General features: G+C 69.2%; 25 protein-coding genes. 16 read left to right on the forward strand and 9 right to left on the reverse strand.

Going from position 1 to position 25,077, the window contains the following annotated elements; all coding sequences use genetic code 11:
• From B9C99_RS19940 to B9C99_RS19970, 7 genes are all read left to right on the forward strand, one after another.
• The coding region (locus tag B9C99_RS19940; protein ID WP_253250144.1) for a TatD family hydrolase at window positions 1-811 on the forward strand (811 nt) is incomplete at its 5' end.
• Between the two features lie 40 nt (window positions 812-851).
• Window positions 852-1,928: a maleylacetate reductase gene (locus B9C99_RS19945; protein WP_088899075.1), complete on the forward strand. Its 1,077-nt coding sequence runs from the start codon at window positions 852-854 to the stop codon at window positions 1,926-1,928.
• Between the two features lie 79 nt (window positions 1,929-2,007).
• Window positions 2,008-2,436, forward strand: coding sequence for a DoxX family protein (locus B9C99_RS19950; protein WP_016693587.1), 429 nt, complete (start codon window positions 2,008-2,010; stop codon window positions 2,434-2,436).
• 141 nt (window positions 2,437-2,577) lie between these two features.
• On the forward strand, window positions 2,578-4,257 hold the full coding sequence (locus B9C99_RS19955; protein ID WP_088899076.1) for a sulfatase-like hydrolase/transferase: 1,680 nt from the start codon (window positions 2,578-2,580) through the stop codon (window positions 4,255-4,257).
• A 391-nt stretch (window positions 4,258-4,648) separates the two neighbouring features.
• Complete coding sequence (locus B9C99_RS19960) at window positions 4,649-5,776, forward strand: resuscitation-promoting factor (RefSeq protein ID WP_088899077.1); 1,128 nt, start codon at window positions 4,649-4,651, stop codon at window positions 5,774-5,776.
• Window positions 5,777-5,829: 53 nt separating this feature from the next.
• The gene (gene rsmA, locus B9C99_RS19965) at window positions 5,830-6,738 is read left to right on the forward strand and encodes a 16S rRNA (adenine(1518)-N(6)/adenine(1519)-N(6))-dimethyltransferase RsmA (protein ID WP_088899078.1); all 909 of its coding nucleotides are present in this window, start codon (window positions 5,830-5,832) and stop codon (window positions 6,736-6,738) included.
• Between the two features lie 226 nt (window positions 6,739-6,964).
• Window positions 6,965-7,171, forward strand: a complete 207-nt coding sequence (locus B9C99_RS19970; protein ID WP_026061436.1) for a cold-shock protein — start codon at window positions 6,965-6,967, stop codon at window positions 7,169-7,171.
• 66 nt (window positions 7,172-7,237) lie between these two features.
• Here the strand turns inward: B9C99_RS19970 and B9C99_RS19975 are convergent, their stop codons facing one another.
• Window positions 7,238-7,504 (reverse strand): hypothetical protein, encoded by a 267-nt coding sequence (locus tag B9C99_RS19975; RefSeq protein WP_088899079.1) that lies wholly within the window; start codon window positions 7,502-7,504, stop codon window positions 7,238-7,240.
• 90 nt (window positions 7,505-7,594) lie between these two features.
• Between B9C99_RS19975 and B9C99_RS19980 the strand changes: the two genes are divergently transcribed.
• The 3 genes from B9C99_RS19980 to B9C99_RS19990 all read left to right on the forward strand — a co-directional run bounded on the left by B9C99_RS19980 (window position 7,595) and on the right by B9C99_RS19990 (window position 10,878).
• Window positions 7,595-8,530, forward strand: a complete 936-nt coding sequence (locus B9C99_RS19980) for a 4-(cytidine 5'-diphospho)-2-C-methyl-D-erythritol kinase (protein ID WP_026061828.1) — start codon at window positions 7,595-7,597, stop codon at window positions 8,528-8,530.
• Between the two features lie 43 nt (window positions 8,531-8,573).
• Entirely contained in the window at window positions 8,574-10,367 is a 1,794-nt protein-coding gene (locus B9C99_RS19985) for an ABC-F family ATP-binding cassette domain-containing protein (RefSeq protein WP_088899080.1), read from the forward strand.
• 73 nt (window positions 10,368-10,440) lie between these two features.
• A complete protein-coding gene (locus tag B9C99_RS19990) occupies window positions 10,441-10,878 on the forward strand; it encodes a DUF6069 family protein (RefSeq protein WP_088899081.1) in 438 nt (145 codons plus the stop codon).
• Between the two features lie 74 nt (window positions 10,879-10,952).
• Here B9C99_RS19990 and B9C99_RS19995 read toward each other — a convergent pair whose 3' ends face one another.
• Genes B9C99_RS19995 through B9C99_RS20005 form a run of 3 tightly spaced genes read right to left on the reverse strand, consistent with a single transcriptional unit; the run spans window position 10,953 to window position 14,415 of the window.
• Window positions 10,953-12,107 carry an acyl-CoA dehydrogenase family protein gene (locus tag B9C99_RS19995; protein ID WP_088899082.1) on the reverse strand — a complete coding sequence of 385 codons (1,155 nt, stop codon included), beginning with the start codon at window positions 12,105-12,107 and terminating at the stop codon, window positions 10,953-10,955.
• Between the two features lie 2 nt (window positions 12,108-12,109).
• Window positions 12,110-12,904, reverse strand: coding sequence for an enoyl-CoA hydratase-related protein (locus tag B9C99_RS20000; protein WP_088899083.1), 795 nt, complete (start codon window positions 12,902-12,904; stop codon window positions 12,110-12,112).
• Window positions 12,901-14,415 (reverse strand): acetyl-CoA acetyltransferase, encoded by a 1,515-nt coding sequence (locus tag B9C99_RS20005; RefSeq protein WP_088899084.1) that lies wholly within the window; start codon window positions 14,413-14,415, stop codon window positions 12,901-12,903. The genes B9C99_RS20000 and B9C99_RS20005 overlap by 4 nt, the downstream gene beginning before the upstream one ends.
• Before the next feature lie 100 nt (window positions 14,416-14,515).
• Here B9C99_RS20005 and B9C99_RS20010 point away from each other — a divergent pair, with 100 nt between their 5' ends.
• From B9C99_RS20010 to B9C99_RS20030, 5 genes are all read left to right on the forward strand, one after another.
• Window positions 14,516-15,124 (forward strand): TetR/AcrR family transcriptional regulator, encoded by a 609-nt coding sequence (locus B9C99_RS20010; RefSeq protein WP_016695774.1) that lies wholly within the window; start codon window positions 14,516-14,518, stop codon window positions 15,122-15,124.
• Window positions 15,125-15,259: 135 nt separating this feature from the next.
• The gene (locus tag B9C99_RS20015; RefSeq protein ID WP_088899085.1) at window positions 15,260-15,742 is read left to right on the forward strand and encodes a nuclear transport factor 2 family protein; all 483 of its coding nucleotides are present in this window, start codon (window positions 15,260-15,262) and stop codon (window positions 15,740-15,742) included.
• A gap of 14 nt (window positions 15,743-15,756) precedes the next feature.
• Complete coding sequence (locus tag B9C99_RS20020) at window positions 15,757-16,218, forward strand: glyoxalase/bleomycin resistance/extradiol dioxygenase family protein (protein WP_016695772.1); 462 nt, start codon at window positions 15,757-15,759, stop codon at window positions 16,216-16,218.
• 25 nt (window positions 16,219-16,243) lie between these two features.
• Window positions 16,244-16,915, forward strand: coding sequence for a pyridoxal 5'-phosphate synthase (locus tag B9C99_RS20025; protein ID WP_088899086.1), 672 nt, complete (start codon window positions 16,244-16,246; stop codon window positions 16,913-16,915).
• Window positions 16,916-16,964: 49 nt separating this feature from the next.
• Entirely contained in the window at window positions 16,965-18,005 is a 1,041-nt protein-coding gene (locus B9C99_RS20030; protein ID WP_088899087.1) for an enoyl-CoA hydratase/isomerase family protein, read from the forward strand.
• Window positions 18,006-18,023: 18 nt separating this feature from the next.
• On the opposite strand, the gene B9C99_RS20035 is transcribed toward B9C99_RS20030, so the two are convergent.
• Both B9C99_RS20035 and B9C99_RS20040 read right to left on the reverse strand, forming a co-directional pair.
• Window positions 18,024-18,644 (reverse strand): hypothetical protein, encoded by a 621-nt coding sequence (locus B9C99_RS20035; RefSeq protein ID WP_088899088.1) that lies wholly within the window; start codon window positions 18,642-18,644, stop codon window positions 18,024-18,026.
• Window positions 18,645-18,739: 95 nt separating this feature from the next.
• Window positions 18,740-20,449, reverse strand: coding sequence for a peptide chain release factor 3 (locus B9C99_RS20040; RefSeq protein ID WP_088899089.1), 1,710 nt, complete (start codon window positions 20,447-20,449; stop codon window positions 18,740-18,742).
• Between the two features lie 205 nt (window positions 20,450-20,654).
• Between B9C99_RS20040 and B9C99_RS20045 the strand changes: the two genes are divergently transcribed.
• Window positions 20,655-22,292, forward strand: a complete 1,638-nt coding sequence (locus tag B9C99_RS20045) for a fatty acyl-AMP ligase (protein ID WP_088899090.1) — start codon at window positions 20,655-20,657, stop codon at window positions 22,290-22,292.
• A gap of 25 nt (window positions 22,293-22,317) precedes the next feature.
• Here the strand turns inward: B9C99_RS20045 and pth are convergent, their stop codons facing one another.
• From pth to B9C99_RS20060, 3 genes are all read right to left on the reverse strand, one after another.
• Window positions 22,318-22,890, reverse strand: a complete 573-nt coding sequence (gene pth / locus B9C99_RS20050; RefSeq protein WP_088899121.1) for an aminoacyl-tRNA hydrolase — start codon at window positions 22,888-22,890, stop codon at window positions 22,318-22,320.
• Between the two features lie 95 nt (window positions 22,891-22,985).
• Window positions 22,986-23,594, reverse strand: a complete 609-nt coding sequence (locus B9C99_RS20055; protein WP_088899091.1) for a 50S ribosomal protein L25/general stress protein Ctc — start codon at window positions 23,592-23,594, stop codon at window positions 22,986-22,988.
• A 232-nt stretch (window positions 23,595-23,826) separates the two neighbouring features.
• On the reverse strand, window positions 23,827-25,005 hold the full coding sequence (locus B9C99_RS20060) for an aminotransferase class V-fold PLP-dependent enzyme (RefSeq protein ID WP_088899122.1): 1,179 nt from the start codon (window positions 25,003-25,005) through the stop codon (window positions 23,827-23,829).
• Between the last annotated feature and the right edge of the window lie 72 nt (window positions 25,006-25,077).

The raw sequence follows: 25,077 nt of genomic DNA on the forward strand, positions 1-25,077 counted from the left end.
CCCCGAAGCCCCGCAGCCGTTGAGCCCCCTCGTCGACGCCCACACGCACCTCGACGCGTGCGGCGCCGAGGATGCCGCGACGACCTCCGCGATCGTCGATCGTGCCGCCGCGGTGGGGGTCGGACGCATCGTCACCGTCGCCGACGATCTCGAGGCGGCGCGTTTCGCCGTGCGGGCAGCGCACTGGGACGACCGCGTCCACGCGGCCGTCGCCATTCATCCCACCCGCGCGAACAGTCTCGACGACGCCACCCGCGCCGAGATCGAGAAGCTCGCCGCCGACCCGCGTTGCGTCGCGGTGGGGGAGACCGGCCTCGACCTCTACTGGCCCGGCAAGCTCGACGGGTGCGCCGAACCGGCCGAGCAGGAGGAGGGCTTCCGCTGGCACATCGACCTCGCGAAGCGACTCGGCAAGCCGCTGATGATCCACAACCGCGAGGCCGACGCCGACCTGCTGCGTGTCCTGCACGACGAGGGCGCACCCGAGAAGGTGATCTTCCACTGCTTCTCGTCGGATGCCGACATGGCCCGCCGCTGCGTCGACGCCGGATACCTGCTGAGCTTCTCGGGCACCGTGAGTTTCAAGAACGCGAAGGCCCTGCGCGAAGCGGCGCCGCTCGTGCCCCGTGAGCTGGTGCTGGTGGAGACCGACGCGCCGTTCCTGACCCCGCATCCCTTCCGGGGCGCGCCGAACGAGTCGTACTGCCTGCCGTACACCGTGCGCGCGCTCGCCGAGGTACGGGGCGAGGACGCCGACGAACTGGCCGCGGCCACCACCGCGAACGCCGAGCGGGTGTACGGACTTTCGTAAAGGGCACGCGCGTCCCCACTCCCGTCGTGAGAATACGGGCATGCGCTCCTTCGTCTACAACTCTCATCCGGTACGTGTGATCTTCGGCCCCGGTACCGCCTCGCGGGTCGCGGACGAAGTACGTCGACTCGATCGTTCCCGCGTCCTGCTGCTCGCCGGCGAGCACGTGCGGCACCAGGCGGAGCTGGTCGAGAAGTATCTCGGCGATCTGCAGGTCGCGCGTTTCGACGGCGCGGTCATGCACACGCCGGTGGAGGTGACCGAACGGGTCCTCGGCCGGGTCACCGAGCACGACGTCGATGCGGTCGTCGCGGTCGGTGGCGGCTCGACCACCGGACTGGCCAAGGCACTGGCCCGCCGCACGGGGATCGATCAGGTGATCCTGCCGACGACCTACGCCGGGTCGGAGGTGACGCCCGTTCTCGGGGAGACCGCCGACGGGGTGAAGACCACACGTTCGTCGCCCGACATCCTTCCCGAGACCGTGATCTACGACGTCGAGTTCACCACCTCGATGCCCATTCCGTTGGCGGTGACCAGCGCGATCAACGCGATGGCCCACGCGGTCGAGGCCCTCTACTCCGAACAGGCCAATCCGATCGTCGACGCCCTCGCGCTCGAGGCCGTGGCCGCGATCGCCCGGGGTATCCCGGCGCTCGGTGCGGATTCGGCCGATCCCGAGGGGCGTTCGGATCTGTTGCTCGCGGCGTGGCTCTCCGGAACCTGTCTCGCCTCGGCGGGAATGGGGCTGCACCACAAGCTCTGTCACGTGCTGGGCGGCTCGTTCGACCTGCCGCACGCTGCCACGCACACCGTCGTGCTGCCCCACGCGCTCGCCTACAACGAACCGTCGGTACCGCACGTCATGGCGCGGGTCGCGCAGGCGCTCGGCACGGATTCGGCGTCCGCGGGCGTCTACGACCTCGTGGCGGCGGCCGGTGGGCCGACGAGTCTCGAGGAACTGGGGTTGCGGGAATCCGACCTGGACGAGGCGGCACGACTGGCGACGGCGAAGCCGTATCCGAATCCCCGGGAGGTCACGGAGGTGGGCGTGCGGCGGTTGCTGGGGGAGGCGTTCGCCGGTACCCGACCGGAACCGGCTCCGACGGCTGGTTGAAGCTACAACTACGGGTTGCTATCTTAGTTGTCGCTTCAACTAAGTGGGGCTCTCCGGCCTCCGACCCGAAAGGCTCGACATGAAGACCCCTCTCGTCCGCGACCTCGGCATCCTCGTCGCCCGACTCGTACTCGGCGTCATCTTCCTCGCGCACGGACTGCAGAAGTTCGACTCGTGGGGATACGAAGGCACCAAGGCAGGCTTCGAAGGAATGGGCGTGCCCGCCCCGGCCGTCTCGGCGTTCGTCGCCACCTGGATCGAGATCCTCGGCGGTCTCGCGCTCATCCTCGGTGTGCTCGTCCCCGTCTTCGGCGTCCTGCTGTTCCTGCTCATGCTCGGCGCGTTCTTCGTCGTGCACGTGGAGAACGGAATCTACGTCGGCGACGGCGGTTTCGAGCTCGTCGCCGCACTCGGCGCAGGGGCTCTCCTGCTCGCGGCGGTCGGTGCGGGAGCGTTCGGCGTCGATCGATTCCTCGCGCGGAAGGTTCCGCTTCTGCGCACGGCCTGACCTGCGGATCCGAGGCGCTGTGGACGATTTCTCCCGATCGTCCGCAGCGCCTTTTCCGCCCGATGACGCGCGCTTTTCGCATATGTCTTGTTATTCTCCTGCACGACATATGCGTTCACGGATCTCTCCGACAGGATCGATATGGCCGTGCAGCAAGCTGTTCCGCGTCGCGACACCACGTGGAATGTCAATCGACGGACCTTCCTCGTGGGCGCGGGCGCGCTCCTCGCTGCCGGCCTCGTGGGCGCCGGAACGTCTGCGGCACAGCCCCGGACGCCGCAGCGTCCCAACATCCTCATCATCATGACCGACCAGGAGCGTCAGCCGATGCACTGGCCGGCCGACTGGGCGCGCAACAATCTGCCCAACCGGCAGCGCCTGGCCGACACCGGGCTGACCTTCACACGGTCGTTCTGCAACGCCGCGATGTGCTCGCCCAGTCGCAGCACGTTCTTCACCGGGCTCTATCCCGCCCAGCACGGGGTGGTGAGCACCCTCACCGAGGGCGGCACGCTCTCGCCCACCGAACCTGTGCTGCCGGTGGACGGCCAGAACATGGCGAAGATGCTGCTCTCCGCCGGATACGACGTCCACTACCGCGGCAAATGGCACATGAGCAAGGGGGCCGACGGCGGTGACCCGTCGCCCGACGACATCGCGCGGTACGGCTTCGCAGGGTGGGAGCCACCGGAGGCCGGGCAGGACACCGCACCCGAGAACTTCGGCGGTGGCTGCGCCGACCGCGACGGCAAGATCGCCTCCGATGCCGCCGAGTTCCTGCGGTCGCGCAGCGCCACCGACGACAGGCCGTTCGCGCTCATCGTGTCGTTCGCCAACCCCCACGACATCCTCTCGTACCCGAAGACCTGGGATCAGGTCGACGGCGACTGCAACAACTACGGAGCCTTCGCACCCGAGGCCTTCGAGCAGGGAATCGACCTGCCGCCCACCATCGACGAGGACCTGCTCCGCAACTTCAAGCCCACCGCCCAGGCCGAGCTGCTCCTGCTGCTCGCCGGGGCGCTCGGTCCGCTCGTCGGTCCCGAGGCGGCACGGCAGTACGTCAATCTGTACGCCTACATGCACAAGGTCGTCGACCAGCACATCGGAACCGTTCTCGATGCGCTGGAATCGGTTTCGGGCATGCGCGAACGCACCGTCGTCTTCCGGGTGGCCGACCACGGCGAGATGGGCCTGTCGCACGGCGGACTCCGCCAGAAGGCCTTCAACGCCTACGAAGAGACACTCAATGTCCCTCTCGTGGTGAGTAATCCGGTGATGTTCCCGAGGCCGGTCTCCACCGACGCGCTCGCGTCGCTGATCGACGTCATGCCCACCCTCGCGACGATGGCCGCCGTGCCCGACCGTTCGGCGTGGACGTTCAAGGGCGTCGACCTCACGCCCGTCATCGAAGGTGCGTCGTCCGGTGGCACGCCGCCACAGGTGCAGGACACCGTCCTGTTCACCTTCGACGACGAGAACGCCGCCGCGGCCAACGGGCAGACGACGGTGAAGCAGCCCAACCACATCCGTGCCGTCCGGCAGGACAGGTGGAAGTACGCGATGTACTTCGACCCGTCGGGACGCGCACTGCCGCAGTTCGAACTCTACGACCTGCACGACGATCCGCTCGAGACGCGCAACCGCGCGAACCCGCTCGACCTCGCGAATTTCGACCCGGTGCAGGTCGCGACCATGCACGCCGTCCTGATGGACGTCATGGCCCGCACGGGCACCACGCCCGCCGTGCCGATTCCGCAGTTCCCCGTACCGAGCGGATCCGCCGATCTCCCGATCCCCAGCGGATCGGCCGGACGCTGACGAAGCAGATCACCGGCAACCGCGGCCACCGGTAGGCGGTCCGGAAACCGCTGCGCCCGCGAAGCCGGCCGCTCCATCCGAACCTGTGGGCATCGGCACCTCGAACGCTCCCGTATGGGGCAGAGCACAGATGCGCGGGATCCTCGGCCGCCTCACGGAGTCCATGTCCTCGGTGCCCGAATCGCGAGGAATTCCTTTCTCCGAGTATCGATCGAAAATGGCAATTTCGGACACTCGGAAATGATCGAGGTAATACCGATCCGATATCTGTGACGTACGTCGTGATCTGACAGAAATCATTATCTGTGCAGGTGGAGACGATGAAGTTGCGATAACAATGCCGTCTCGTTACCGTGCTGTGATCACAGTTGTCGTCCGTCTGGAAATAATCGTGTCACCTTTCACCAAGATCAATCGCGTCAAGTCGCCGGTGTTCTACTCGGTGGTCGCCGCCGTCTTCGTCACCCTCGGTGCCGGTGGTGCCACTGCTGTGGTTCAGCACAAGGACGTCGTCCTCGACGTCGACGGTGAGCAGCGTGCCTTCGGCACGATGAACTCCAACGTCGGCGACATCCTGGCCGCCGCCGGCTACACCGTCGACGAGAACGACGTCGTGGCCCCGGCCGTGGACTCGTCCGTCTCCGACGGCGACACCATCGTCCTGCGACAGGCCCGCGAACTGCACCTCACCGTCGACGGTGAGGAGCGCTCGGTGTGGACCACCGCGCTGACCGTCGACGAGGCACTCGACCAGTTCCGCCTCTCCGACGACGCCTACGTCTCCGCTTCGCGTTCGCACCGCCTTCCGCTCGACGGCGCCGATCTCGAGGTCGTCAACCCCAAGACCGTGCGTTTCGCCGACAACGGCGCGCCCGCCGCCGAGGTGCGCGTCGCAGTGCCGACGGTCGCCGAGTTCCTGGAGTCCCAGGGCACGAAGCTCGAGCAGGCCGACAGCGTCACCCCTGCCCTCGACGCGCAGCTGGAGGAGGGCATGGAGGTCGTGGTCACCCGCGACCGCACCGAGTCGCGGACCGAGAACCTGCCGATCGCGCCGCCGGAGAACCGCGTGGACGATCCGAACATGCTCGAGGGCGAGACCGCCGTGAACGACCCGGGTGCTCCGGGCGAGCGGTCGGTGACCTTCGACGTCCACACCGTCAACGGTGTCGAGGTCGGACGCACCGAGACCGACTCGAAGGTCCTCGCCGAGCCGCGGCCCGTCGTGGTCCGCGTCGGCACCAAGCCGAAGCCCGCCGTGCCGGCCTCGGGCCGCGCATCGACCTGGGACTCCATCGCCCAGTGCGAGGCGACCGGCAACTGGGCCATCAACACCGGCAACGGTTTCTACGGCGGCCTGCAGTTCACGCAGCAGACGTGGGCCGGCTTCGGTGGCACCCAGTACGCGCCGCGCGCCGATCTCGCGACGCGCGAGCAGCAGATCGCCGTCGCGGAGAAGGTCCAGGCGGCCCAGGGCTGGGGCGCATGGCCGGCCTGCACCAGCAAGCTCGGTCTGCGCTGACCGGCACGGGTGTGCACGGTGTGACCTGCTTCCGAGTGCGCTAGGTTCACCACGTGTCAGCAGACGATCCCGAAACCACTCCGAGGGCCACCCCGGCTTCTCCGCGCGGCCTCGCCGCGCTGCTCGGACCCGCAGAGGTCCGCGCACTCGCGGAGGAGTTCGGGGTGCGCCCGACGAAGCAGCTCGGCCAGAACTTCGTGCACGACGCGAACACGGTGCGCCGCATCGTCAACGTCGCCGGGGTCGGCCCCGAGGATGTCGTGCTCGAGGTCGGGCCCGGCCTGGGCTCGCTCACCCTCGCCCTGCTCGACGTCGTCGACCGCGTGGTCGCGGTCGAGCTCGATCCCGTTCTCGCGCAGCGTATTCCCGCGACCGTGCAGGAGCGGGCCCCGCAGCTCGCCGATCGGTTCGACGTCGTGCACATGGACGCGATGAAGGTGCTGCCGAAGGACCTTCCCGTCACGCCCACCGCGCTCGTCGCGAACCTGCCCTACAACGTCGCGGTGCCGGTGCTGCTGCACCTGTTCTCCGAATTCCCTACTCTGCGAACCGCTCTCGTGATGGTGCAGGCCGAGGTCGCCGACCGGCTCGCAGCCGAACCGGGCGGCAAGATCTACGGCGTGCCCAGCGTGAAGGCGCGGTTCTTCGGCGACGTCCGCAGGGCCGGCGCCGTGGGGCGTGCGGTCTTCTGGCCCGTTCCCCAGGTGGAATCGGGCCTCGTGCGCATCGACCGTTACGCAGAGCCGCCGTGGCCCACCGACGCGCAGACGCGCGCCCGGGTCTTCGCCGTCGTCGACGCGGCCTTCGCCCAACGTCGAAAGACGTTGCGCGCAGCGCTGAGTGGATGGGCGGGCTCGCCGGCGGAAGCCGAGAGGCGCCTGCTGGCGGCCGGTATCGAGCCGTCGACGCGCGGGGAGAAGCTCGACGCCGCAGCCTTCGTGCGGCTCGCGGGGGTGGAGTGATCCCGGTCACTCTTCCTGGTGGTCCGTTGCGATGTGTGGTTAAGTTGTCCTCGGTCGTTAGGTAGTGTGTTCGTGGTTTACCCCTCGCACATTTCTGGTTGCGAGCGGAGGCGATAGCCACGATGGAATCGTTTCAGCCGTGTAGTGACAGACCCGGGAGCCGAAACCGACTCCCGACGAGACAGAACGTCTATATCCGTTCTGCCTGCAAGTGAAGGACAGCAACATGGCTGAAGGTACTGTGAAGTGGTTCAACGGCGAAAAGGGCTTCGGCTTCATCGCTCCCTCGGACGGCTCCGCTGACGTCTTCGTGCACTTCTCCGAGATCCAGGGCCGCGGCTTCCGCACCCTCGAGGAGAACCAGCGCGTGAGCTTCGAGATCGGCCAGGGCCAGAAGGGCCCGCAGGCCACCGGCGTCACCGTCATCGGCTGATACCGATAACTCTCCGAATCCGGGCCGGCACCTCAAAGGGTGCCGGCCCGGATTCGTTGTGTCCGGTCAGCCGATCAGTGCGCCGTAACCGGTGATGCCCACGCCGGACGAGCCGGTCGACGACCCCGCGGAGTCGGCCGAACCGGTGGCCACTCCGGCGGAGCCGGTGGGCGGATTGACGCAGTCCACGAGATTCAGCGAGCGCAGGACCAGGTCGCCGAGCGAGCAGACGCGCGGCGGGGCCGGTTCGGCCGAGGCGACGCCGGCGGTTCCCAGCGTGGCCGCCGCAGCGACGACGCAGACGGCGACCGCATTGCGTACGGATCGAGTCACATTTCCTCCAGAGTGTTCACGAGTCGCCCGATCGTAGAGCGTGGCCGCGGCGGTCGGGAAGCATCCGTATCCCGAGTAAGCTCTGTACTCGTGCTTTCCGTCGTGCCGACCCCCGTGACAGTGCGGGTCCCGTCCAAGGTCAACCTGCATCTCGCGGTGGGCGACCTCCGTCCCGACGGCTACCACGACCTGCACACCGTCTTCCAGGCCTTGTCCCTGTACGACGAGGTGTCCGTGGTCCCCGCCGACACCCTGAGCGTGACGGTGCGCGGCACGGGCGCCGAGGTGGTGCCCACCGATTCGACGAACCTGGCGTGGCGCGCCGCCGAGATGATGGCGGAGCGGGCCGCACGCACCCCCGACGTGGCGATCACGATCGACAAGGGCATCCCCGTCGCCGGCGGAATGGCCGGTGGCAGTGCCGACGCGGCCGCGACGCTGGTCGCGCTCGACGCGCTGTGGGGGATCGGGGCACCCCGCGAGGACCTCGCGGATCTCGCCGCCCGCCTCGGCAGCGACGTGCCGTTCTGCCTCCACGGCGGAACGGCGATCGGAACCGGACGGGGCGAGCGCCTCGTCCCCGTCCTCACCCGCGGCACCTTCCACTGGGTGCTGGCCCTCGCGAAGGGCGGCCTGTCCACGCCGGTCGTCTTCCGCGAACTCGACCGGTTGCGCGCCGAGGGGGAACCTCAGCGCGTCGGCAGCGCCGATGCCGTGCTCTCCGCGCTCGGCTCCGGCGACGCCCACCAGCTCGCGCCCCTGCTCGGCAACGACCTGCAGGCCGCGGCCCTGTCGCTCGACCCCATGCTGCGGCGCACGCTCCGGGCGGGTGTCGAGGCCGGTGCCCTGGCGGGCATCGTCTCCGGTTCGGGCCCCACCTGCGCGTTCCTCGTCGAGGACCAGCACGCGGCGGTCACCGTGAGTGCCGAACTCGCCGGTGCCGGTGTGTGCCGTACGGTGCGGGTCGCCTCCGGTCCGGTGCCCGGCGCCCGTGTCGTCGGCGACGCCGATCCCGCACACCCCTGATCCTGTAGTACATCCCCGCAATCCTCGGAAGGCGTTCCTCCACGTGGCGAATCTGATCAACCTCGAACAGGTCTCGAAGTCGTTCGGCATCAAGCCGTTGCTCGACTCGGTGTCCCTCGGCGTGAACGAGGGGGAGCGGATCGGTGTCGTCGGCCTCAACGGCGGCGGCAAGACGACGATGCTCGAGGTGCTCGCCGGCATCGAGGAGCCCGATTCGGGCCGGGTGAGCCGCGTGAACGGTCTGCGCATGGCCGTCGTCACCCAGCGCGGTGGCCTGCCGGAGGGCTCGACCGTCGGCGAGGTCGTCCTCGGACCGCTCGGAGTGGCCGAGCACGAGTGGGCCGGCGATGCGCGCATCCGCTCGGTGCTCACCGGCATCGGCATCGACAATCTCGGTCTCGACGCGGTCGTCGACGGCCTGTCCGGCGGCGAGCGTCGCCGGGTCGCCCTCGCCGCAGCCCTCGTGCAGGATCTCGACCTGCTCGTCCTCGACGAGCCCACCAACCACCTCGACGTCGAAGGCGTGCAGTGGCTCGCCGAGCACCTGCTGTCGCGACGCAGCGCGCTCGTCGTCGTCACCCACGACCGCTGGTTCCTCGACACCGTCGCGACCCGCACCTGGGAGGTCGTGAACGGGCAGGTCGAGAGCTACGAGGGCGGCTACAACGACTGGATCTTCGCGCGCGCCGAGCGTGCCCGTCAGGCCGACGCGATGGAGGAACGCCGCCGCAATCTCGCGCGCAAGGAACTCGCGTGGCTGCGTCGCGGTGCCCCGGCCCGCACGTCCAAGCCGAAGTACCGCATCGAGGCCGCCGAAGCGCTGATCGCGAACGTGCCGCCGCCGCGCGACTCGGTGGCCCTGGCGTCGTTCGCCAAGCGTCGCCTGGGCCGCGTCGTCATCGAACTCGAGGACGCCACGCTCACCACCCCGGACGGGCGCGAACTGGTCCGCGACCTCACCTGGCGTCTCGGCCCGGGTGAGCGGATCGGTCTCGTCGGCGTCAACGGCTCGGGCAAGACGACCCTGCTGCGCACGCTCGCGGGCGAACTCGAACCGGCGCAGGGACGTCGCATCCAGGGTCAGACCGTCGAGATCGGCTGGCTGCGGCAGGAACTCGACGATCTGCCCACCGACATGCGGGTGCTCGAGGCCGTCAAGGACGTGGCCGAGCGGATCACGCTGGGCGACAAGGAGATCTCCGCCGGTCAGCTCGCCGAACGCCTGGGCTTCACCCCGGCCCGGCAGCGCACCCCCGTCGGCGACCTGTCCGGTGGTGAGCGTCGCCGCCTGCAGCTCACGCGCGTGCTCATGGCCGAACCGAACGTGCTGCTCCTCGACGAGCCCACCAACGACCTCGACATCGACACCCTCCAGCAGCTCGAGGACCTGCTCGACGGCTGGGCCGGAACCCTCGTGGTCATCAGCCACGACCGGTATCTCGTCGAACGCATCTGTGATTCGACATGGGCCCTGTTCGGTGACGGCCGGCTCACGAACCTTCCCGGTGGTATCGAGGAGTACCTGCGCCGGCGCGCGGCCATGGGCGACGGCGACGTGCCGTCGGTGGCGTCGACCGTCTCGAAGACCGGCGACGCCGCGGAGCAGCCGAAGAAGCGCGACGGTGCCGCCGAACGTGCCGCGCGCAAGGAACTGTCACGCCTCGAGCGTCTCGTCGCGAAGCTGACCGAGAAGGAGGAGAAGCTGCACCACGACCTCGCGGAGGCGGCGACCGATCCCGACCGGCTGCAGAAGCTCGACGCGCAGTTGCGCGAGGTGGTCGCGGAGAAGGAAGCGGCCGAGGAGCAGTGGATGGAGCTCGCCGAAGATCTCGACTGAATCCTCTTGACCTCGAGTCGGCTCGAGGTCGCAGGATGGGCGTCGTCAGAAGGAACGCCCATCAGGAGGATTCATGTCCGTCACCGAAACATCCGGTACCTCTACGCATCTCCCGCAGTCCCGGCTCGCGCGTTCCGCGGTGGTGATTGCCGCGTCCGTCGTGACCGCACTGGTGGTCAACCTCGTGCTGTGGGCCGCCGGGCTCGTCGCGGGAGGCTCGTTCGAACACACCGACGCCGGTGAGGTGGTGAGCGCGGCGCCCGGTGGCGTGGTGCTCATGTCCGTCGTCCCGCTCACCGTCGGTCTCGCCGTCGCCGCCCTGCTCACCCTGTGGTGGAACGGTTTCGCGCGGATCGCGCAGGTCGTCGGGGCGCTGCTGCCGCTGGCGACGATCCAGGGCACGATCTCCGCGGACTTCGACACGCCGAGCACCGTCGCGCTGACGCTGATGCACGTCGTGATCGCCGTGGTGGTCGTCGTCGCCCTGGAGATGCTCCGTGCGCGTGACTGAAACGAGTAGGGGGAGGAAATGTGCGCTTCCGCAAGGAAAGTCGCACATTTCCTCCCCCGAGTTCGGGCGGAGACCTACAGGCCGAGCAGCTTGCTGATGATCTCGTTCATGATCTCGTTGGTGCCGCCACCGATGCCGAGGACGCGGGCGTCGCGGAAGTGGCGCTCGACCTCGCTCTCACGCATCAGGCCGATACCACCGGCGAGCTGAACCGCCTCCATGACGGCGTGGTCGCACACCTTGACGGCGTTGTTCTTCGCCATCGAGGTCTCGAGCAGCATGCCCTCGCCGTTGACCCACCGCTCGGCGACCGAACGGCAGAACGTCCTCGCCGCGGTGATCTCGGTGGCGAGCTCGGCGAGGCGGTGCCGCACGACCTGACGCTTGGACAGCGGGCGGCCCATCGTCTCACGGGATTTCACCCACTCGACGGTCAGGTCGAAGCAGCGCTGCGCGGTGGCGACGGCCTGGAAGGCCAGCGACAGGCGCTCACCCTGGAACTGCTGCGCGATCTGACCGAACGCCGAGTTCTCGGCGCCGATGAGGTTCGAGACCGGCACGCGCACGTCGTCGTAGAACAGCTCGGCGGTGTCCGAGCACAGCCAGCCCATCTTGTCGAGCTTGCGGGAGACCGTGAAACCCGGTGTGTCCGTGGGGACGACGACGAGCGAGATGCCGCCGGCGCCGGCGTCGCCCGTGCGCACCGCGGTGGTCACGAAGTCGGCGCGCGTACCCGAGGTGATGTAGAGCTTCGCACCGTTGATGACGTACTCGTCGCCGTCACGACGCGCGGTCGTGCGGATGTTCGCGACGTCGGAGCCACCGCTGGGCTCGGAGATCGCGAGCGAACCGATGGCGCGACCCTCGAGCGCGGGACGCGCGAACCGCTCGATCAGGTCGGTGTTGCCCGACGAGACGATGTGCGGGGTCGCGATGCCGTGGCTGAACAGCGCCGAGATCAGGCCCGACGAACCACCGGCGAGGATGATCTCCTCGAGGATCGCGAGCATGTCGAGGGCGGTGCCGCCCGAGCCGCCGTGCTCCTCGGCGACCGAGGCGCCGAGCAGGCCCGCGTCGGCGGCCTTGCGGTGCAGTTCGCGCGGGATCTCGCCGGCACGTTCCCACTCGTCGAGGTGGGGGACGATCTCCTTGCGGGTGAAGTCCGCGGCGAGCTGACGGAGTGCCTTCTGCTCGTCGGTGTCCCAGCGGATCACTTCGGTGGTGGTCATGCCTATTCGCCCTTCCAGACGGGTTCGCGCTTCTGCATGAAGGCCATGACGCCTTCGAGGGTGTCGGCGCTGGTGGTGAGACGTGCGAGGGCCTTGTCGGTCAGCTCCCAGGGCAGGTCCTCGGCGGGGACGTTGCCGTCGATGATGCCGCGGGCGACGGTCTTGCTGGCCTGCACGGCGAGCGGAGCGCCCTTCGCGACGTCGGCGGCGAGAGCGAGAGCGGTGTCGAGGACGTCGGCCTGCGGGACGACCCGGTTGACGAGGCCCCAGCGCAGGGCGTCGGCGGACGACATCGGCTTGCCCGCCAGGACGAGTTCCATCGCGACGGCGCGGGGGATGGCCTGGCCGATGCGGAAGACGCCGCCGGCACCGGCGATCAGGCCGCGGTGCACCTCGGGAAGGCCGAATTCGGCTGTCTCGGAGGCGACGACGAGATCGCTCGCGAGGGCGAGTTCGGTGCCACCTCCGAGCGCGGTGCCGTTGACCGCGGCGATGACGGGCTTGGAGATGTGGTGCTTGACGACACCGGCGAAGCCCCAGTGGGCGGTCTCGGGCGGGGTGACCCCGTCCGGTCCCTTGGTGCCGAGGGCCTTGAGGTCGGCGCCGCCGCAGAAGACGGCGTCGCCGGCACCGGTGAGCACCACGACGCGCACGTCGCGATCCTCTTCGGCGCGGTCCCAGGCCTCACCGAGTGCCTGGTGCACGTCGGCGTTGATGCTGTTGGCCGCCTTGGGACGGTTGATGGTGACGAGCAGGACGTGCTCGCGCTTCTCGACGAGAACGACGGGTTCGCTCACGACTGGGACTCCTCGGGGGACAGGTGCTCGATGCGGGTGACGGTGAGATTGCCACCGTTGTCGGTGACGTGGACGGTCTCGCCGACGATGTCGGCTCCGGCGGCGAGGACCGCGGCGCCGGCGGCGTCGGTCTGGCCGGAGACACGCCGGCCGTCGGGGGTGAGACCGATGAGGAAGCCGATCGACGGGTTGCCGTCGCGACCGAATTCGGCCGTGGCGGTGACGATCTGGACCTCACCGCTGTAGTCGGTGGCGGCCTCGGGTGCCGACGGCTCGAGCAGCACGTGCTCCGGGTCGCCGACGTAGCCGTCGGTGTGCGGCGCGCAGCCGAGGACCACGACGTGCTGGTAGGTCAGGTAGCCGCCGTTGCCGTGCACGAGGGCGAGCTCGCCGTCCTGCCGCAGCCGCTTGGCGACCGAGACCACCGAGTGCAGCGTGTAGCTGTTGAGCGGGCCGCCGAAGAAGGAGTGGCCGCCGGTCACCGACGGGACGGTGTCGCGGGGGAGACCGAGCTGCTCGATGAGCAGCTTCGGGACCACGGGGAAGCAGCTGTAGGCGTCGATGATGTCGAAGTCGCCGGGACGCAGGTCGGTCGCCGAGAGCGTGCGGCGCAGCGCGTCGTCGAGTGCGGCCGAGCGCCCGAAGTCGCCGCGGGCGAGCACGTCCGAGGGCTCGGTCGCACCGGCACCGCCCCACACGTAGAGCAGGTGGTCGTCGGGGACACCGAGTTCGCGGGCCACGGCGAGCGAGGTGACGACCACGGCCGCGGCCTGGTCGACGAACGGCATCGCGTTGACCAGCAGCGGGTACGGGTCGGTGACGAGGCGGTTCTTGCCGGCGATGGTGCGGATGTCGTCGGCGGTGCGGCGCTCGGGGTTCCACGACGCCGGGTTCTCGGCGGCGAACTCGGAGAAGGCGGCGTACAGCGTCGCCGACCAGTCGAGCGACTTCTCGCGCGAGTGTCCGAGATCGTGGCTGAGCCGGTTCTCGAACAGCGGGTAGACGCGCGTGGGGACGATCATGCCGGCGCGCTGCATCGCGGGGCTGCCGAGGTCCTCGTTGCTGATCGGCGCGGGGCCGCCCGGGGCGGTGGTCCATCCGAGCGTGACCGGATCCGTCCCGGCCTTGTAGGAGTTGGTCGCCGAGGCCTGCGCCTCGCCGCCGACGAGCAGCGCGACGGTGCTGGTGCCCGCGGCGATGTCGTGGCCGATGCGGTCGAGCAGGGCCGTCGGCCAGTGGCCGCCGATCGGCGTGGTCGACGTGTGCTCGGGTGTCGCGCCGAGACGTTCGGCGAGCAGGCCCGGCAGGTCGTCGTAGTTCCAGCTCGCGGTCCTGATCGCGTGGATGGTGTCGATCCGCGTGGCGAGATCGGCGCCGGAGTCGGCGATCGCGGCGAGGGTGGCCTCGTGGATGAGGTCGAGCGGTTCACGCGGGTCGGCGGGCGCACCGGCACGGCCGGAGCGCAGGTCGCCGACGCCGATCACGACGGGAACCCGGGTGGGGTCGGTCATGGCGTTCCTTCGGTCTGCTCGGGGGGAGGAGGACGCGGCCAGCTTAATACGGACTATTTCAGTCTGTAAATCGAGGAGTGGTCTGGCACACTTGCCCGACGTGACCGAAGTACCCGCACCGCGCCGCCGCGGGCGCCCCCGCGACGCCGACCTCGAGGACCGCGTCTTCGACGCCGTGCTCGAGGTGTATTCCGAGACGAGCTGGCGTGGCTTCACGATCGACGCGGTCGGGCGACGCGCGCGGGTGGGCCGCGCCGCCCTCTACCGCCGGTGGTCGAGCAAGGACGACCTGCTGGTCCAGGCCCTCGAAGCACGCAGTCCGCTGCCCGTGCCGATCGACACCGGCGCGCTCCGGTCCGATCTCGTCGAACTCGCCCGGCAACTGTTGCGCGGTTACCGGACCACCCCGGGCCTGGTGAGCCTGCGCGTCGCGCTCGATGCCCGCGCCAATCCCGAACTGCTCGCCCGGCTGATCCACACCCTCAACCGCAGCCGCGTGCTCGCGGCGCGCACGATCGTGCACCGCGCCGTCGAGCGCGGTGAACTCCCCGCCGACACCTCGGCGACGCTGCTGCTCGAGATGGTCACCGGCACCGTGCTCAGTCACGCGCTGTTCGCGTTGGCGACCCCCGACCAGAGCGTCGACGACGACTACGCCGAACTCGTCGTCGACGCGACCATCCGCGCGCTGCGCCGTCCCGAGTCGTGACCGACACGCACTCCCGTGATCGAATCGCGATCGAATGCCGCCTGGTAACAGTGTGATTCCGGCCGTCTGCGCCGGTCGTCCGGGCTAGCCTGGAATGCGAATACTCGCAGGGGGGGCGCCAATGGGAGGCCGACGATGGATGTGCAGGCGGTAGCGGAGATCACGCGGCTCAAATACCGTTATGCGCGAGCGCTCGACACGAAGGACTGGGACGAACTGGCGAACACCCTCACCCCCGACGCACACGCCGTCTACGGGGAGCATCTCGTTTTCGACTCACGCGACGCCTTCATAGGTTTCCTCGAGAACACGCTGGGAACGCGCTTGATCACGGAGCACACGTGTTCCCATCCCGAGATCGACATCGCCGACGACGGCCGCACCGCCACCGGGGTGTGGTTGCTGTCCGACACCGTGATCATCCCCGAGGACGGGATGATGTTGCGCGGATCGGCCTACTACCACGATCGATACAGCCTGGGTGACGACGGATTCTGGCGGATCAGCCGCACCGGATATCAACGCAACTGGGAGACGGTCACATGCATGGGCGACTCGCCTTCGGTCCGGTTGACGACCAATCGATGGGCGCTGCTGCAGCAACCGAAAGCGTCCTGAGCGGGAACGACGAGATGGTCTCGGAGAGCTCCGCCGATTTTCCCCCTCCGGGAGGCTCCGGCGATTTTCCCCGCCCGGGGGCGCTGCCCTATCTGACGGTGCCGCGGGCCCACGAGGCGATCGAGTGGTACACCCGGGTGTTCGGGGCCTCGCTGACCGCCGAACCGGTCGTGATGGACGACGGTCGTGTCGGGCACGCCGAACTGCGGTTCCCCAGTGGAATGATCTATCTCGCAGACGAATTCCCTGAACTCGGACTCACCGCGCCGCAGGAGGGAGCGGTCTCGGTGAGCCTGATGCTCGAGGTCGCCGATACCGACACGGTGCTCACCCGCGCCCGTCTGGCCGGCGGTTCGGTCGAGAGGTGGATCAACGAGGCCCACGGTCATCGCAACGCCACCCTGCTCGATCCCTTCGGGCATCGCTGGATGCTCGTCGGCCCGTTGACCGGCAAGCTGCCGCCCCCTCGGGAATGAGCTCCCCGCTCGGTACCATGCGGCGATGAGCGAGATCGCGCGTCGCAGTGAGTTTCCCGATGTCCGTGGCTGGATCCGGGCCCTGCCCACCCTCACGGCGTCCGCCCCGCGGTTCGAACCGGCCGCGACGCCGCAGGAGACCTTCCTCCGGTGGCTCGCCGAGGCGGCCGAGGCCGGCGTCGCCGAGCCGCACGCCGCGACCCTGTCGACCGTCGACCCGTCCGGGACGCCCGACGCACGCATGCTGCTCATCAAGGACGTCACCGACGACGGCTGGTGGTTCTCCGGCGACGACCGTTCCCCGAAGGGCCGCCAGCTCGACGCGACACCGGCCGCCGCGCTCACCGTGTACTGGCGCGAACTCGGCCGTCAGGTCCGCGTGCGCGGCCCCGTCCTGGCCGGCCCGCCCGAGGTGTGTGCCCGCGACTTCCGGGAACGGTCGGTCTTCGCCCGTGCCGTCGCCTCCACGGGACACCAGAGCGAGGTCCTCACCGATCCCGCCGAGTACGACGACCTCGTGCGGGAACGCCTGACCGCGCTCGAACACGACCCGGACCTCGTCTCGCCGCACTGGACGGCGTGGTGCGTCGCCGCCGAGGCCGTGGAGTTCTGGCAGGCGGATCCCGGCCGGCGGCACCTGCGGTATCGCTACCGGCGTGCGGGGGACCGGTGGGTCACCGAGGAACTTCATCCGTGACGTGTCGCGTGAGAGGGATCCGTCCCCTGCGCCCGGTAGGCTCCCGCCCGTGAACGAGTCCTTCATCCGCACACGCGTCGCCAACGGAGTCGGCGAAGTGCAACTCGACCGTCCCGGTGCGCTCAACGCGCTCGACCGGTCGATGATCCGCGACGTCCGTTCGTCGCTTCTCGCCTGGCGCGACGACCCGGCCGTCACGGCCGTGCTCGTCACCAGCACGTCCGACCGCGCGTTCTGCGCCGGTGGCGACGTCAAGCCGGTGCGCGAGGTGGCTCTCGAGGGACGCTTCGACACCGTCCGGGAGTACTTCGCCGACGAGTATCGCCTCGACGAACTGGTCGCCACCTACCCGAAGCCCTACCTTGCGGTCCTCGACGGCGTCACGATGGGCGGTGGCCTCGGTATCTCGGTGCACGGCGCGGTGCGTGTGACCACCGAGAAGACCACGATGGCCATGCCCGAGACGGCCATCGGGTTCGTTCCCGACATCGGGTCGAGCCACTTCCTCCCGCGCCTGCGCGGCACCACCGCGCGGTGCGACGCGGTGGGGATGTACCTCGCACTCACCGGTGCCAGCATCGACGCCGGCGACGCGCTCGCCGTCGGCCTGGCCACGCACCATGTGCCCAGCGCCCGCATCGACGAGTTCGCCGACCGCATCCGCGCCGGGCAGTGGCGCGACGCCCTCGACGAGTTCGTCGAACCGGCCCCCGAATCCTCCCTGGCGCAGCGTTTCCCCGATATCGAGACGGTGTTCGGCGACGGCACGGTGCTCGACATGGTGGCCCGCCTCGACAGCCTCACCGACATCGACGCCGAGTGGGCGGAGCAGACCCGCACGGCCCTGCGGTCGTTGTCGCCGACGAGCGTGTGGGCCACGGCCGAACTCATGCGGCGCGGCGCCGAGAGCACCCTCGAGGAATGCTTCGCCCGCGAACTCGACGTCGCCGTGCGCGTCGCCGCGACGCCGGACTTCATCGAAGGTGTGCGCGCCGTGCTCGTCGACAAGACCCGCGACCCGCAGTGGTCGCCCGCGACGCTCGAGGACGTCGATCCGGCGGCGATCGCCGCACTGTTCGGCGACGGATAACCCGGGACCTGCCCGCCGCTACCGGGCGTGACGCTGCGGTACCTGCAGGTCGACGACGATGGGCTGCCCACCGAGGGTCGCGTGGATCTCGGGCTTCTCGAGGCCACCGGCGAGCAGGTACTCGCCGAGCAGGGTGAGCAGTTCGTCGTCATCTGCCATCGGGTCGCCGTGCGAGCCGATTCCGCGCGAGTCGCGGGAGGTCAGTTCGTTCTGCGCGAGTCGCGCGGCGATGCGCACCGACGCCACGCCCATCGAATTGCGCCGCGACGGGACCGGGCCCGGTGCGGTGATCGTGCCGAGGCTCTCGGTGGCCTTCGTGGTCGTCGTGGTGGTGGCGGGCCCGCTCGCGGAGCCGTTCGTGCCGGTGCTGCTCACCAGGGTCGTTCCTTCCTCGGAATTGCCGGCGCCCACCCCGCCGGCCGGGTCACCTTCGAGCACTGCGTCCCCCACGCTCGTGCGGTGTGTTCCGGGATCCGGCGTACTCGTCAGCGGGGTACTGCTCGGAAGAGGAGTGCTCGGCAACGGGTAGACGAAGGTGCCCGAGCGCTTCGCGCGTCCGGATCGCCTGCCGGTCTCCGCCGTCCCACCGGACGACAGGTCCTCACCGGCCGTGGCCGGTACGTCGTCGTTCATCGACACAACTCCTGATTCCACCCGAATACGTCGGATCGACGAAAGGGAAAGTATCAGTAAAATCCGCTGGACGCACTACCCGTCCGGCGTCGTCGGGACGGTCAGTCGGTGGCCGCGACCAACGGTTCGAGAGTCAGCTCCGGCAGCTCCTTGAGGATGTACTGCAGCCGCCACTTGTCGCTGACGAGAGCGAGGAGCGCGCCGTCCGATCGGGTGAACACCTCGACACCGCGCTGGCGGTTCAGCTCGCCGGCCGAGGCCGCGTCGGTGCGACGCGCGAGCGAGTAGCCGAGATGCTCGATCTTCGGGTCGACGTTGTACTCGGCCTTCATCCGCGCCGCGACCACCTCGAACTGCATCGGACCGACGGCCGCCATCACCGGCGACGCGTCGCCGCGGACGTCGTTGCGGAGGATCTGCACCACGCCCTCGGAGTCGAGCTGGTCCACGGCCTTGCGGAACTGCTTGTACTTCGAGGCGCTCTCGGCCCGCAGGATCGCGAAGTGCTCGGGCGCGAACGACGGGATCGGCGGGAACTCCACCTTCCTGTCGACGTAGAGGGTGTGGCCCGGCGCCAGCGCGGTCGCGTTGACCAGGCCGACGACGTCGCCCGGATAGGCGTTCTCCACCGTGGAGCGTTCGCGACCGAAGACCGTCAGCGCGTACTTGGTGGCGAAGGGCTTACCGGTCTGCGCGTGCGTGACGACCATGCCGCGCTCGAACACACCCGAGACCACACGCATGAACGCGAGCCGATCGCGGTGGGCGGTGTCCATGCCGGCCTGCACCTTGAACACGACGGCGCTGAACGGATCGTCGACCTCGCGAGCGGTCTCGTCGATCGCGAGACGGGCCCGCGGCGGCGGAGCGAGCGTGACCAGGGTGTCGAGGATCTGCCGCACACCGAAGTTGAGCATCGCCGACGCGAAGATCACCGGCGAGGTCTGCCCGGCGAGGAACAACTCCTGATCGTGGTCCTGGCCGTTGGCCGACAGCAGTTCGGACTCCTCGGCGGCCTCGACCCAGGTGTCGCCCTCGAGGGCGAGCGCCTCGTCGGGGGACAGATGCTCCTCGGGCGCGATCTTGGCGCCACCGGCCGTGCGGGTGAACTTGATGTACTCGGCCGCGTCTCCGTCCTCGCCGCGGCGCAGCAGACCGCGGAAGTCGCCGGCGATGCCCACGGGCCAGAACAGGGGAGTCGGCGTCAGGCCGATGCGCTCGTCGATCTCGTCGAGCAGTTCCAGCGGAGTGCGGCCGGGGCGGTCCCACTTGTTGATGACGGTGACCACGGGGATGCCCCGGTGGCGGCACACCTGGAACAGCTTCAGCGTCTGCGGCTCGAGGCCCTTCGCCGCGTCGATGAGCATGACGGCGGCGTCGACGGCGGTGAGGACGCGGTAGGTGTCCTCCGAGAAGTCGGAGTGGCCGGGGGTGTCGACGAGATTGACGACGTTGACGACCTCGTCGTCGGTGCCCGCGATGTCCGAGCGGGTGTAGTTGAACTGCAGGGCCGTGGAGCTGACGGAGATGCCGCGGGCCTTCTCCATCTCCATCCAGTCGGAGACCGTCGACTTGCGGCCGGCCTTGCCGTGGACCGCGCCGGCCTCGGAGATGACCTTCGCGTGCAGGGCGAGCGCCTCGGTGAGCGTCGACTTACCGGCGTCGGGATGGGAGATGACGGCGAAGGTGCGTCTGCGCTCGGCTTCGGCTCTGACCTCCTTCGCGGACCCGGGCTTCGCTGTGCCGGAGGACTGCGCAGGCTCCGTCGTGCCGGTGGATTGACTGTCGGCCGAAGCGTGCGGGGTGCTCAACGGGAAAAACCTCTCGAAGGGGGCAGGGAGTAGGGGCGCTATCGCCGCCAACTCGTCCATGTTACTCGGCGATTCGGTGTCGATTTCCGCCAGATTCGATCACGTTTCCCCGGGGTCGCCCCATACCGACCGCTCGACGGCGCACGCTGATGTGCAACTACCGGATCTTGATCGAGGTCGTGCACCACCGGACGAGGAGCGGGTCGTGAGCAGGTTCACCGAGGAGATGTACGCGACGGCGGAGGCGGACACCGGGGCTCTGATCACCGGCGAACCGGATACGCCGCTGCGGCAGAGCTGGGGAGGGATCCACCGGCAGGCGCGACGCATGGCCGGCGCGCTGGCCGCGGCGGGCATCGGACCCGGTGACGCGGTGGGCGTCCTCGCAGGACAGCCGGTGGACATCGCGCCGGTCTGCCAGGCTGTCTGGATGCGCGGCGGAAGCGTGACGATGCTGCACCAGCCCACCCCGCGCACCGACCTGCAGATGTGGTCGCGCGACACCGAGGTGGTGCTGCGGATGATCGATGCCCGCGCCGTCGTGCTCGGCGCACCCTTCGAGATCGCGGAGCCGCTGCTGCGCGAACGCGGCATCTCCGTCGTCACCGTGGAGCGGATGCGGGAGGGGAGGCCCGTCGATCCCGTCGACACGGCGGAGTCCGACATCGTGCTGCAACAGCTGACGTCCGGCTCCACGGGCTCGCCGAAGGCGGTGCGGATCACGCACGGCAACTTCTACGCCAACGCGACGGCGATGATGGACCGCGTCAAGTTCTCGCTCGACGACGACGTCATGATCAGCTGGCTGCCGCTGTTCCACGACATGGGCATGGTGGCCTTCCTCAGCGTCCCCATGCAGGTGGGCGCCGAGGTCGTGTCGGTCACGCCACTGGACTTCCTGCGTTCGCCGATCCTGTGGGCGGAGCTGATCAGCAAGTATCGCGGAACCCTCACCGCAGCACCGAATTTCGCGTACTCGTTGCTGGCCCGGAAGTTGTCGCAGGCGCCGGACGGCGCGCTGGACCTGTCGTCGATGCGCTGGATGTGGAACGGTGCCGAGCCGGTCGATCCCGACACGATGGAGGCGCTCGCGGAGGCCGGAGAGCGCTTCGGTCTCGACCCGTCCGCCCTCGCGCCCTCCTACGGGATGGCCGAGACCACCCTCGCGGTGTCGGTTCCCGATCCGGGACGCGGGATGGTGCTTGACGTGGTGGACCCCGACCTGCTCGAAGCCGGCGGGATGGCCGTGCCGACCAACCGCACCCACGCACGCCGCATGCCCACCCTCGGCCGTCTCGTGGCCGGTCTCGAGGGCCGGGTCGTCGACCGCGACGGGCAGGTGCTGCCGCCCCGCGGCGTGGGCATCATCCAGTTGCGCGGCGAGGCCGTCACGCACGGTTATCTCACCGTGGACGGACCCGTCCCCGCGCAGGATGCGGACGGCTGGCTCGACACCGGCGACGTGGGCTACTTCACCGAGGACGGACTCGTCGTGGTGTGCGGCCGGGTGAAGGACGTCATCATCATGGGCGGCCGCAACATCTATCCCACCGACATCGAACGGGCGGCGGGGACCGTCGACGGCGTGCGTCCCGGCAACGCCGTCGCCATCCGGCTCGACGCGGGGGACAAGCGCGAATCGTTCGCGGTGGCCGTGGAGACCAAACTCTTCGACCACCCGGACGAGGTGCGCCGCATCGAACACGACGTCGTGCACGCGGTGGTCGCCGAGGTGGGCGTGAGGCCCCGCACGGTCGCGGTGCTCGGTCCCGGCAGCATCCCGAAGACCTCCTCGGGCAAGCTGCGTCGCGGCACCTCGCTGGCGCTGCTGACGCGGGCCTGACCGTCCCGCGCCGATCGATGCGGGGTCAGTGGATGCGGTTCTGGGCGCCCTCGAGGCCGAGCTTCAACAGCAGTTCGACGGCGTCGGCGCCTTCCTCGCACCACACGTCGAGTTCTTTGCGTTCGATGGCCGAGAACGGCTTGAGCACGAAGTCGGCGGGATCCTGGCGACCGGGCGGGCGGCCGATGCCCATCCGGACCCGCAGGTAGTCCTTGGTGCCGAGCGCCGACGAGGTCGACCGCAGGCCGTTGTGGCCGTTCTCGCCACCTCCGAGCTTGAGCCGGATCGTCCCGAAGTCCAGGTCGAGCTCGTCGTGCACGACGATCACGTTCGCGGGATCGACCGAGAAGAACTTGGCGAGGGAGGCGACCGGACCACCGGACAGGTTCATGTAGGTGCGCGGCTTCGCGATGATCACCTGCCGCCCGTCGAGCCGGGCCTGCACGATGTCGGCGTTGCTGCGCTTGTGCGCGGAGAACTTGCCGCCCACACGTCCGGCCAGCACGTCGGCCACCATGAATCCGATGTTGTGCCGGGTGTTCTCGTACTTCGGGCCGGGGTTGCCGAGACCGACCACGAGCGCGGCGTCGTCGCCCACGAGCTGATCCTTCCGTGCATTCGAACGACGTGCGGCGCGCCACCCCGAAGGGATGACGCGCCGCACGAGTGACTTCACAGGGAGCCGGGGAAGGCTCAGGCCTCCTCGGAGGCCTCTTCGGAGGTCTCTTCGCCCTCGGCGCCTTCCATGGCGTCGGCGGAGGGAGCCTCGACGATGTTCACGAGCAACAGCTCGGGATCGTCCTGCAGGGTCGCACCGGCGGGCAGCTCGACGCCACCGGCCAGGATCTGGGTGCCGGCCTCGGCGCCCTCGATCGAGACGGTGATCTCCTCGGGGATGTTGAGGGCGTCGGCCTCGAGCTTGATGGTGTTGACCTCGTTGACCACCAGCGTGCCGGAGCCGGCCTCACCGGAGAGGACGACGGGCACCTCGACGGTGACCTTCTCGCCCTTCTTCACGACGAGCAGGTCGGCGTGCTCGATGTAGCGGCGGATGGGGTGGACGACGACCGACTTGGTCAGCGCGAGCTGATCCTCGCCGTCGATGTCGAGGGTGAGGATGGCGTTGGTGCCGTGGTTACGCAGCACGGCTGCGAACTCGAGGTCGGGGAGGGCGAGGTGCCGGGGCTCGGTGCCGTGGCCGTAGAGGACGGCGGGGACCTGGCCGGCGCGACGGGCGCGGCGTGCGGCACCCTTGCCGAACTCGGTGCGGACGCTGGCTACGAGACGATTCTCGTCGGACATGATGTGACGGCTCCTACGCTGGTGGCACTTCGTGGTCGGGTGTTCTCGAACGAACGGATCCGACACGTGCGACCGGGGAGCACATTGCTTCCGTCGCAGCCGCGTCGATCACGGTGATCCAGCGATATTGCGGTTCACCCTCGCCGAGACAACTCGAACCACTTTACCGGACGACGTCGAGCGGGGACAAACAGCCCTGTCGTCGACTCGCGGCCACGAGCGGCGCACGGCCTCACGAACGGGCGATGTCGTGCACCGAGGCGAGGAACCTGTCGACGTCGGCGGGCGAGACGAAGTAGTGCGGCGACGCCCGCACCACCGACTGCAGGTCGCGCGAGGTCATGTCCAGCAGCGTCGAACTGCGGCTGCTGACCGTGACCGTCACCGACCGCTCGGCCAGGGCATCGCGGACCTCCCGCGGGTCGCGGCCGTCCACGGTGAACGAGACGATGCCGCTGCGCTGCTCACCGAGATCGGTGACGGTGACGCCGTCGATGCCTGCGAGCCCGTCCCGCACGTGCCCGGCCCGGTAGGCCACCGCTTCGGCCACGGCGTCGACACCCAGATCGAGGAGATAGTCCACGGCTGCGCCGAGACCGAGCCGGGCCGCCACCGAGGCCTCCCACATCTCGAAGCGCGTGGCGTCCGGGGCGAGCTCGTAGCTGTCGGCCGAGGTCCACGAGGCACTGCGCAGGTCGAGCACCGCCGGTTCGAGTTCGGTCACCAGCCGCGGCCGCACGTAGAGGAAACCGGTGCCGCGCGGACCGCGGAGCCACTTGCGCCCGGTGCCCGACAGTGCGTCGACATCGAGTTCGGGCACGCTCACCGGCAGTTGCCCCACCGACTGGCACGCGTCGAGCAACACGAGCGCCCCGACCGCGTGCGCGGCGTCGGCGATCTCCCGGACGGGGTTGACCAGCCCGCCGTTGGTGGGGGCGTGTACGACGGACACGAGCCGCACCCGTTCGTCGAGCATCCCCTCGAGTGCCTCGACGTCGATGCGACCGGACGGATCGGACGGAACGACCTCGACGGTGGCGCCGGTCGCCTGCGCGCGCTGCAGCGCGGCGATCGCGTTCGCGGCGTACTCGGCCTGTGAGATCAGGATGCGGTCACCCGGTTGCAGCGGCACGGCGTAGAAGAAGGACGTCCATGCCCGCGAGGCGCCGTCGGAGAGCGCGAGGGAGGTCTCCGGCACGTCGAACAGGCGACCGAGTGAGGTCTTCACGGCCGTCAGGTCGTCGAGCCGCTCGTCGGCCGCCACGTACCCGCCGACCTCGGCCTCGCGGCGCAGGTGCGCGAGCATCGTCTCGAGTACCGGTGTCGGGGGCAGCGACGAGCCGGCGCTGTCGAGGAAGACCCGGTCGAAGCATCCCGGTGTGTCGCGTCGAGCCGCCTGGAGGTCCAGCACGGACCGCTCACCTCCTCCGTCGTCCGTATCGTCGGGGTCGAGCCTGCCCGGTGGAGTGCGTTCGCGCACGCA

Source organism: Rhodococcus sp. BUPNP1 (genome assembly GCF_002215235.1).
GTDB lineage: Bacteria > Actinomycetota > Actinomycetes > Mycobacteriales > Mycobacteriaceae > Rhodococcus.

What these genes read in the sequence shown, in the direction of transcription:
- B9C99_RS19945 (WP_088899075.1), top strand. Translation starts at nt 852, where the DNA reads ATGCGCTCCTTCGTCTACAACTCTCATCCGGTACGTGTGATCTTCGGC.
- B9C99_RS19950 (WP_016693587.1), top strand. Translation starts at nt 2,008, where the DNA reads ATGAAGACCCCTCTCGTCCGCGACCTCGGCATCCTCGTCGCCCGACTC.
- B9C99_RS19955 (WP_088899076.1), top strand. Translation starts at nt 2,578, where the DNA reads ATGGCCGTGCAGCAAGCTGTTCCGCGTCGCGACACCACGTGGAATGTC.
- B9C99_RS19970 (WP_026061436.1), top strand. Translation starts at nt 6,965, where the DNA reads ATGGCTGAAGGTACTGTGAAGTGGTTCAACGGCGAAAAGGGCTTCGGC.
- B9C99_RS19990 (WP_088899081.1), top strand. Translation starts at nt 10,441, where the DNA reads ATGTCCGTCACCGAAACATCCGGTACCTCTACGCATCTCCCGCAGTCC.
- B9C99_RS19995 (WP_088899082.1), bottom strand. Translation starts at nt 12,107, where the DNA reads ATGACCACCACCGAAGTGATCCGCTGGGACACCGACGAGCAGAAGGCA.
- B9C99_RS20005 (WP_088899084.1), bottom strand. Translation starts at nt 14,415, where the DNA reads ATGACCGACCCCACCCGGGTTCCCGTCGTGATCGGCGTCGGCGACCTG.
- B9C99_RS20015 (WP_088899085.1), top strand. Translation starts at nt 15,260, where the DNA reads ATGGATGTGCAGGCGGTAGCGGAGATCACGCGGCTCAAATACCGTTAT.
- B9C99_RS20020 (WP_016695772.1), top strand. Translation starts at nt 15,757, where the DNA reads ATGGTCTCGGAGAGCTCCGCCGATTTTCCCCCTCCGGGAGGCTCCGGC.
- B9C99_RS20025 (WP_088899086.1), top strand. Translation starts at nt 16,244, where the DNA reads ATGAGCGAGATCGCGCGTCGCAGTGAGTTTCCCGATGTCCGTGGCTGG.
- B9C99_RS20055 (WP_088899091.1), bottom strand. Translation starts at nt 23,594, where the DNA reads ATGTCCGACGAGAATCGTCTCGTAGCCAGCGTCCGCACCGAGTTCGGC.